A 2081-nucleotide genomic window follows, 5' to 3' on the forward strand; every position below is an offset into this window, starting at 1 on the left:
CCGGCAAGAACGAGAGTAACGAGAACAGTAATCGCTTTGAATAATTTACTCATTTGCGGTAAACCTCCTTGATTTATTTATCAAAGGGACAGTTTCACCGCTTCGCTCGTTTTCCGTTCCGCTATTTTTTTCGCTTCGCTATGTTGGGAAAAAACAGGTTTCCGAATCTTATTGTTAGGTGGGTCGGCCAAAATTCGCAAGTTAATCGTTGTTAATCAACCGCAGTTTTCGATTGACGGCATCAAGAGTCGCCTTAACGACGGCTTCCCGATCATCGTTTCTGACCAAAGCGCATCCGGTAAGGGCTTGTTCCCCCGCGGAAGTGATCAAGGTTATGGAAACCAGCGCAATCTGTTGCTCGGCAAGTTGAGTAATTCCAACTTCCTCCGTGACGAATAGAAGTTTATCCATGGTGAACGGCGAAAGCGCTTTCAGGGTGGCCTCAACGAACAAACGCAACTTATTGTGAGCTGAGGACGGCCCCTGGGCGACTCCTTCAATAGTCTTGTCTCCCGTTAACAGTTCCACCTTAACTTCAGCCAGGCGATTAACAGTTCTGAGTGTCACTTCAGTCAATTTGGGACGCATACACTCTCCTATGGCGAAGGTTCCCTCCTCATCATCCTCTACTTGTGCGACACTGATCTTCTTATGGTCAATTTGCATATCAAATTGAGCTACCAGAATTGATTCAACATCCCTGACAATTTGCTTCGGAGCTCGCCCTGAACCTGCCAGAATATGAACTTCTTCGATCTCCCCTTGCCAATCGGCAATAATCCGAGCATCTTTAACAGACTTAATTTGCTTTATCGCCTGCTCCCAGTTTTGAACTGAACGAGACATCTCTGACATGAAAACACTCCTCGGTAATCCAAATTATTATTGCATTTAACAACTATTATCTAATCTAAATATGTATTTTCGACGTTGTGCGGCATATCCCTCCTTCTATTCTAACAAAATTACCAATACCATCATCTTTTTCTCTGATATTAAAATAACCCAATAAATACATTGAGTTAACTAAAGAAAGCATTACCCCGATTGACGCGGTAATGCTTCTATAGATCAGTATTATTCTGAGGTTCGTGTTCTGAGTTCTGAGTTCTGATTCCTAATTCTCACAACTAACCTCGGTTTTAGTACAATGCCTCGACAATCGTCGCCATACCTTGTCCGCCGCCGATACAAAGCGTAACCAGACCATAGCGCCCTTTACGTTTACGCAGTTCATGCAGAAGAGTAGTCATTAAGCGCGCTCCCGTCGCTCCAACCGGATGACCTAAGCCTATTGCTCCGCCATTAACATTCGTTTTCGACATATCAAACCCGAGCTCCCGAATAACCTGCACGGATTGGGAGGCAAAGGCCTCGTTTAATTCGATCAGGTCTATATCGTCTAACGTAAGGCCGGCTTGTTTTAAGGCCTGACGCGTAGCCCGGATCGGACCAACTCCCATAATATTAGGATCTAAGCCCACTAAAGCATCGGTAATAACTCTGGCCCAAGGCTTAACGCCCAGTTCCTTGGCTTTATCCGCCGACATCAGAAGAACTGCGGCGGCACAATCGTTACGACCGCAGGAATTACCGGCGGTAACTGATCCGCCTTTCCTAAACGCCGGTTTTAGTTTTGCCAGCGCTTCCATCGACGTAGCCCTGGGACCTTCATCCGTATCAAACATAAACTCGCCTTTTCTGGTCTTAATCGGCACCGGTACAATCTCATCCTTGAAAACACCATTCTCTATGGATGCCGCACATCTGGCCTGACTCTGCACAGCAAATCTATCCTGATCCTCACGTGAAACATTAAAGCGTTCCGCCACATTCTCGGCCGTATCACCCATCGAAACATAGCCGTACATCGATAAAGGCTGTCCGCCCGGTCCGGCTTCGGTTAGGGAATCGACTAAAACCCCGTCGCCGGCTTTATATCCATAGCGCGCATTTTTCAGATAGAAAGGCGCCCGGCTTAAACTCTCTGTTCCCCCGGCGATAACCACTTCTTTCCTGCCGGTTTGGATTTCCTGGGTTGCATTACTGATTGCTTTTAAACTGGCAGCGCATTGACAATG

General features: G+C 46.7%; 2 protein-coding genes. Both read right to left on the minus strand.

Features of this window, described 5'->3' with window-relative positions; translation table 11 throughout:
* Positions 1-201: 201 nt before the first annotated feature.
* Positions 202-855, minus strand: coding sequence for a hypothetical protein (locus AC6I5A_RS00875; protein ID WP_497900384.1), 654 nt, complete (start codon positions 853-855; stop codon positions 202-204).
* 287 nt (positions 856-1142) lie between these two features.
* Positions 1143-2081, minus strand: a 939-nt coding sequence (locus AC6I5A_RS00880; RefSeq protein ID WP_034610629.1) for a thiolase family protein, incomplete at its 5' end; no start/stop codon positions are given.

The sequence above is a fragment of the Desulfosporosinus sp. Tol-M2 genome (assembly GCF_059735615.1).

Excerpts from the sequence above, each read along its gene's own strand:
- AC6I5A_RS00875 (WP_497900384.1), bottom strand. The coding sequence starts at position 855 with ATGTCAGAGATGTCTCGTTCAGTTCAAAACTGGGAGCAGGCGATAAAG.